Source organism: Hydrogenophaga sp. (genome assembly GCF_022844385.1).
GTDB lineage: Bacteria > Pseudomonadota > Gammaproteobacteria > Burkholderiales > Burkholderiaceae_C > Hydrogenophaga.
This window is the reverse complement of sequence record NZ_JALHLX010000030.1, coordinates 27,966-33,450: the sequence shown is the minus strand read 5'-3', so window position 1 is coordinate 33,450 and position 5,485 is coordinate 27,966. Positions and strand designations below refer to the sequence as shown.

Sequence of the window (5,485 nt, the reverse complement as noted above, 5' to 3'; positions counted from 1 at the left end):
GCCGCCAGCACGGTCGTGATCGCCGCCGTCAGCGTGGTCTTGCCGTGGTCAACGTGACCAATCGTGCCAACGTTGACGTGCGGCTTGGTCCGCTCAAATTTCTCTTTTCCCATTTTTCAGCTCCAAATCAAAACTGCCGGAACAACCAAAAAACCTGTGGATACAGATCTGCAATCAACTGGTGCCCTTGGCGGGAATCGGACCCGCGACCTCTCCCTTACCAAGGGAGTGCTCTACCACTGAGCCACAAGGGCCAAGGAAGCCGGCAAACCGGCCATCCTGGAATACTCAAAACCAACCCAACAATGTCCAACAACAGGACATGGAGCGGGAGACGGGAATCGAACCCGCGTCATCAGCTTGGAAGGCTGGGGTTCTACCATTGAACTACTCCCGCCAGATTCGCCCCATCCGAACGAACCACCGCCACAAGGCAATTGGTCGCCGGACGCAAAGTCCCATCGCTTACATGTCACACATCGGTCGCTGGTGGAGGAGGCTGGATTCGAACCAGCGTACGCGTAAGCGGGCAGATTTACAGTCTGCTGCCTTTAACCACTCGGCCACCCCTCCATAGCGCAGCCCGCGATTATGCCATGGTTTTAAGACGGCGTACCAGCTTCTCCGCAAGCCTGCGCATCACCAGTCAATGGGCCGGGCACCCTGCCTCGCCAGCCAGGCGTTGGCCTGTCCGAAATGACCGCACCCGATGAACGGAAAGGGCGCGCGGCGGGCCGACAGCGGCGACGGGTGGTTGGCAAACAGCAGCAGGTGCCGCCCGGCGTCGATGAGGGTCGCCTTTTTCTGGGCATGTGCGCCCCAGAGCATGAAGACCTTGGGCTGACCCGACGCGCTGCAGTACTCGATGAGCCGGTCGGTCAGCGACTCCCAACCCTGTTGGGCGTGGCTGGCGGGCTGGCCCGCTTCCACCGTCAGGCAGGTGTTGAGCAGCAACACGCCTTGCTGCGCCCAGCGCACCAGTGAACCGTTGCCCGGCGGGGGGAGGCCCAGGTCGCGCTGCAGCTCCTGAAAGATGTTGCGCAGGCTGGGCGGCGGCTTCACGCCGGGAGCGACCGAAAACGCCAGCCCCTCGGCCTGGCCGGGCCCGTGGTAAGGGTCCTGACCCAGCACGACCACGCGAACCTCATCGGCGGGCGTGAGTTGCAGGGCCCTCAGCGGCTCGGGCGGGTAGATGGCGGCGCCTTGTGTGCGGCGGGTGTCCAGAAAGCACGTCAGCGCCACCCCTTTGGGGGACGACCAGAAATCCGCCGTCAGGTCGGCCCAACCCGACATCTCCTGCGGGGCCATGCGTTCAGGCGAACAGCTCGGCCAGCGCCAGACCCGGCTCGGGTGCGCGCATGAAGGCCTCGCCCACCAGGAAGGCGTGCACACCGGCAGCGCGCATGGTCTGCACGTCGTCGCGGCCCAGGATGCCGGACTCGGTGATCAACAGGCGATCGGCAGGCACGTCGGCCATCAGGTCCAGCGTGGTCTGCAGCGTCACCTCGAAGGTGCGCAGGTTGCGGTTGTTGATGCCGATCAGCGGGGTTTTGAGCTTGAGCGCGCGCTGCAGCTCGGCGCGGTCGTGCACCTCCACCAACACGGCCATGTTCAGGCTGAGTGTCAGCGCTTCGAGGTCGACCATCTGCGCGTCGTCCAGGCAGGCGGCGATCAGCAGGATGGCGTCGGCGCCCATCGCGCGGGCCTCGTAGACTTGGTACGGGTCGACCATGAAGTCCTTGCGCAGCACCGGCAGGTCGCAGCTGGCGCGGGCCTGTTTCAAATAGTCGGAGCTTCCCTGGAAGAACTGTTTGTCGGTCAGCACCGACAGGCAGGCGGCGCTGACCTCGCCATCGCCCTCGGCATAGCTCTGGGCGATGTCGGCGGGGATGAAGTCTTCGCGCAGCACGCCCTTGCTCGGGCTGGCCTTCTTCACTTCAGCGATCACGGCGGCCTGGCCGGCAGCGATCTTGCGGCGCAGCGCGCCCTCGAAATCTCGCGTGAGCACGCGGCTCTCGGCGTCGAAGCGCACCACGTCGAGCGGCTTCTTGCGCTGGGCGGCGGCGATTTCCTCGTGCTTCACAGTCACGATCTTCTGCAGGATGTCGCTCATGTCGTTGTTCCAGGTCAGGCCGCGAAGGCCTTGAGTTGTTCGAGTTTGGCCAGCGCCGCGCCCGAGGCCAGGGTGCGCCGGGCGAGTGCGATGCCGGCCCCCATGTCGGCGACCACATTGGCGGCGTACAGCGCCACACCGGCATTGAGTGCGACGATTTCGCTGGGGGCCTTGAAAGCAGGGTCATCGCCGCCTTCCAGCACACCCATGAGCATCTGTCGCGAGGCCTCGGGTGTCTCCACCCGCAGCGCTCGGCTGCTGGCCATGGTCATGCCGAAGTCCTCGGGGTGAATCTCGTATTCGGTGATCTCACCGCTCTTGAGCTCCCCCACCAGCGTGGCCGCACCGAGCGAGACCTCGTCCATGCCGTCGCGCCCATACACCACCACCGCGTGTTCGGCGCCCAGGCGCTGCAATGCGCGCACCTGGATACCCACCAGATCGGGGTGGAACACGCCCATGAGGATGTTGGGTGCGGAGGCTGGGTTGGTCAGCGGGCCCAGGATGTTGAAGATGGTCTTGATGCCGAGCTCGCGGCGCACCGGGGCCACGTTTTTCATGGCCGGATGGTGGTTGGGCGCGAACATGAAGCCCACGCCGACCTGCTCGATGCAGCGCGCGATCGCCTCAGGGGGCAGGTTGATGTTCACGCCCAGGCTTTCCAGCACGTCGGCGCTGCCACTCTTGCTGGAGACACTGCGCCCACCGTGTTTGCTCACCCGCGCGCCGGCCGCAGCCGCGACGAACATGGAGCAAGTGGAGATGTTGAAGGTGTGCGAGCCGTCACCGCCGGTGCCGACGATGTCGACCAGGTGCGTCTTGTCGGCCACATGTACCTTGGTGGAAAACTCGCGCATCACCTGCGCAGCCGCCGTGATTTCGCCGATGGTTTCTTTCTTCACGCGCAGGCCGGTGATGAAAGCGGCCATCATGACTGGCGACATTTCGCCGCTCATGATCAGGCGCATGAGGTGCAACATCTCGTCGTGAAAGATCTCGCGGTGCTCGATGGTGCGCTGCAGCGCCTCTTGCGGCGTGATCTTGTGGCTGTTCGGCATGTGTGTCTCCTGAGCTTCTTCTCTATTGAGCGGGATTGTCGGTCAAGGCCAGGCGCAGGCCGAAGCCCACGAACAGCAGGCCCGCGGCGCGGTCCATCCAGTGCATGGCGCGCTGCACCGTCTGCACGCGCCGCGCGGCCCAGGCGGCGAGCCAGGCGTAGCCAAAGTTGATCGGCAGCGAGTTGAGGTTGAAGATCAGCCCCAGCAGCAGAAACGCCAGCACCTTGTTCGGCGCGTCGGGAGCGATGAACTGCGGCACAAAGGCCAGAAAGAAGATCGCCACCTTGGGGTTGAGCACGTTGGTGAGAAATCCCCGGCGGTACACACGCCAGAGGTTCACTTCGATGGTGCCCGCGTTCAGGTCCAGCGGCTTGGCTTTCGACATCAGCAGACGAATGCCCATCCACAGCAGGTAGGCGGCGCCGATCCACTTGAGTACGGTGAACGCGGTGGCGGACGTGGCCAGCAGCGCGCTCACGCCGACGGCGGCGGCGAACACGTGCACGAAGCAGCCACTGACGATGCCCAGCGCGGCGACGATGCCGGCACGCACACCGCTCCGCAGTGCGTTCGTGACGATGTAGAGCACGTCCGGGCCGGGCGTGAGGTTGAGCAGCCAGCCGGCCGCGATGAACAGCAGGAGTTGCGGCAGGTCGGGCATGGCCGTGCGCCTGCGTTCAGTAGACGGCGGAGCCGGCGGGCCGGGTGCTGGTGGCCGTGGCGCCTTGCGCAAAAAACGCACGGGTGCTCGCGATCGCGCGGTCGATGCCGGCCGCATCCACATCGAGGTGGGTCACGAAACGCAGGCCGATCAGGCCGGTGGCGAGCACACCGTCGCGCGCCAGGTGTGCCAGCAGATCGGGGCCGCGACCGTTCGCCACGTCGACGAACACGATGTTGGTTTGCGCCGAGCGCACGGCCAGGCCATCGATGTCGGCCAAGCCCTGGGCGAGGCGCTGCGCGAGCGCGTGGTCGTCGGCCAGCCGGTGGACGTGGTGGTCCAGTGCGTGGTGCGCCGCAGCCGCGAGCAGGCCCGACTGGCGCAGGCCGCCGCCGAGCATCTTGCGCCAGCGCAGCGCGCGGCGGATCAGGTCTTTGGAGCCGCACAGGGCCGAGCCCACGGGCGCGCCCAGGCCTTTGCTGAAACACACGGAGACGCTGTCGAAGCGGTCGACGATGCCGCGAAGTGCGGTGGACGGTTCACCGCCCGCGGCCACCGCCGCGTTGAACACACGCGCGCCATCCAGATGCACCGCCAGGCCGTGATCACGCGCCAGCGCGGTCGCCTGGGCGAGGTACTCGGCCGGCATGGGATGGCCGTTCCAGGTGTTCTCCAGGCACAGCAGGCGCGTGCGTGCGAAGTGCGGGTCGTCGGGTTTGATGGCGGCGGCGATGTCGGCCAGCTGCATCTGCCCGGTGGCGTTTTGCGCCAGGGGTTGCGGCTGGATGCTGCCCAGCACGGCCGCGCCGCCGCCTTCGTAGCGGTAGGTGTGGGCGTTCTGGCCCACGATGTACTCGTCGCCGCGCTCGCAGTGCGCCAGCATCGCGCACAGGTTGCTCTGCGTGCCGCTGGCCATGAAGAGTGCGGCGTCCTTGCCGGTCAGGGCAGCGATCTTGTCCTGCAGCGCATTGACGGACGGGTCGTCGCCAAACACGTCGTCGCCCAGGGGCGCAGCCATCATGACCTCACGCATGGCCGGCGTGGGCCGTGTCACCGTGTCACTTCGCAAGTCAACCGTATTCATGCCTGATCCAGAAAGTTCTTGAGCATCGCGTGCCCGTGTTCGGTGAGGATGCTCTCGGGGTGGAACTGCACGCCTTCGATGGCCAGGGTCTTGTGTTTCACGCCCATGATCTCGCCGTCGTCGGTCCAGGCGGTCACCTCCAGTTCGGGCGGGCAGTCGCTGCGGCGGATCGCCAGCGAGTGGTAGCGGTTCACGGTGAACTGCTCCGGCAAGTTCGCAAACACACCCACCTGCTTGGTTGTGATCACGCTGGTCTTGCCGTGCATGAGTTCCTGGGCACGCACCACCGTGCCGCCCAGCGCGGCGCCGATGGCCTGGTGGCCCAGGCACACGCCGAGGATGGGCAGCTTGCCGGCAAAGTGCTGGATCGCTGCGACCGAGATGCCGGCTTCGGCGGGTGAGCATGGACCCGGGGAAATCACCAGGCGGTCGATCTTTCCAGCCGCCAGTCGTTGATCGATTTCGTCGACTGTGACTTCGTCATTGCGCACCACGGTGACCTCAGCCCCGAGCTCACCAAGGTACTGCACGATGTTGAAGGTGAACGAGTCGTAGTTGTCCACCATGAG

7 protein-coding genes and 3 tRNA genes are annotated in these 5,485 nt (G+C 65.7%); all 10 read right to left on the bottom strand.

Going from position 1 to position 5,485, the window contains the following annotated elements; translation table 11 throughout:
• Positions 1-113 (bottom strand): GTP-binding protein (locus Q0C59_RS08150; protein ID WP_291213952.1); only part of this gene is annotated, 113 nt, incomplete at its 3' end.
• Positions 114-179: 66 nt separating this feature from the next.
• A tRNA-Thr gene (locus tag Q0C59_RS08145) sits at positions 180-254 on the bottom strand.
• Positions 255-323: 69 nt separating this feature from the next.
• Positions 324-397: transfer RNA gene (locus Q0C59_RS08140), tRNA-Gly, on the bottom strand.
• Positions 398-487: 90 nt separating this feature from the next.
• Positions 488-573, bottom strand: a tRNA-Tyr gene (locus tag Q0C59_RS08135).
• Positions 574-639: 66 nt separating this feature from the next.
• Positions 640-1,308 carry a uracil-DNA glycosylase gene (locus tag Q0C59_RS08130; RefSeq protein ID WP_291213950.1) on the bottom strand — a complete coding sequence of 223 codons (669 nt, stop codon included), beginning with the start codon at positions 1,306-1,308 and terminating at the stop codon, positions 640-642.
• Between the two features lie 4 nt (positions 1,309-1,312).
• Positions 1,313-2,113: an indole-3-glycerol phosphate synthase TrpC gene (gene trpC / locus Q0C59_RS08125; RefSeq protein ID WP_291213948.1), complete on the bottom strand. Its 801-nt coding sequence runs from the start codon at positions 2,111-2,113 to the stop codon at positions 1,313-1,315.
• Between the two features lie 14 nt (positions 2,114-2,127).
• Positions 2,128-3,171 (bottom strand): anthranilate phosphoribosyltransferase, encoded by a 1,044-nt coding sequence (trpD, locus tag Q0C59_RS08120; RefSeq protein ID WP_291213946.1) that lies wholly within the window; start codon positions 3,169-3,171, stop codon positions 2,128-2,130.
• A 22-nt stretch (positions 3,172-3,193) separates the two neighbouring features.
• Positions 3,194-3,832 carry a LysE family translocator gene (locus Q0C59_RS08115; protein ID WP_291213944.1) on the bottom strand — a complete coding sequence of 213 codons (639 nt, stop codon included), beginning with the start codon at positions 3,830-3,832 and terminating at the stop codon, positions 3,194-3,196.
• Positions 3,833-3,848: 16 nt separating this feature from the next.
• Positions 3,849-4,916: a low-specificity L-threonine aldolase gene (gene ltaE, locus Q0C59_RS08110; RefSeq protein ID WP_291213942.1), complete on the bottom strand. Its 1,068-nt coding sequence runs from the start codon at positions 4,914-4,916 to the stop codon at positions 3,849-3,851.
• Positions 4,913-5,485: aminodeoxychorismate/anthranilate synthase component II (locus tag Q0C59_RS08105; RefSeq protein ID WP_291213940.1), on the bottom strand; the 573-nt coding region annotated here is incomplete at its 5' end. The genes ltaE and Q0C59_RS08105, both read right to left, overlap by 4 nt.